The sequence below is a fragment of the Oleiphilus sp. HI0067 genome, assembly GCF_001635735.1.
The window spans coordinates 1-704 of the sequence record NZ_LWFI01001408.1 but is presented as its reverse complement, the minus strand read 5'-3'; the positions used below and the strand labels follow the sequence as shown (position 1 = coordinate 704).

The 704-nt window shown below is 42.8% G+C and carries 1 protein-coding gene; it reads left to right on the top strand.

What is annotated here, in order from left to right; genetic code table 11:
- The coding region (locus A3739_RS30270) for a hypothetical protein (protein WP_197472502.1) at positions 1 to 516 on the top strand (516 nt) is incomplete at its 5' end.
- Positions 517 to 704: the final 188 nt, after the last annotated feature.

Sequence of the window (704 nt, the reverse complement as noted above, 5' to 3'; positions counted from 1 at the left end):
GCAAAACCAATTGGTGAAGGACTAACAAAGATTGCCTATCAAAAGAGCTTCAAAAATGGCGTCACTTATCAATCGTGTGCTGAAACAACATTTGATGAGAACGGAGAAAAGGTTCCTGCTCAACCTCTGTACTTACTTGGCGCTCGTCTTAGTGGCGAAGGTATAAGTGGAGGACTATGTTATGACAGCATTTCGCATGCGCAAAAAGAATTTGCGATCCGATCTTACGATGCGTTCTCTTGCAACAACATCAAAGATCTGGGTGAGCGAGTGCATCCAAATCTTGGGCTAAATCCAAGTGCGACACTAACACGCAAGCTAAACGATAATATCGTGTATGACCTCGGTATTCGTTATTCAGACGGCGATATTCCTGGCGGGATTTGCTTTGTTAGTGTTGAAAATGGCTTTAACTGGTTAGCATGGGCGAAAAATGGACAAGTACTGGGTGAACTCAAGTACACTAATCCAGATGCCCCTTATGCCGGCGAAAATGTTCGTTTATCAACAAATTAACAAGGCCAAGGCTACTTTAAATTTGGCGGGCAAGAATTAAATGGCCGTCTAGCGGTTAAGTGGGCGCACTAGGTTTGGTATCATAGCCATCCTCATGATAATGAGGGTGGCTATTTAGTGCCTAAAGATTAGACACAAACCTTCATTATCTTTTTAGAAAGAGAGATACCTGATGCCAAATATGCTGT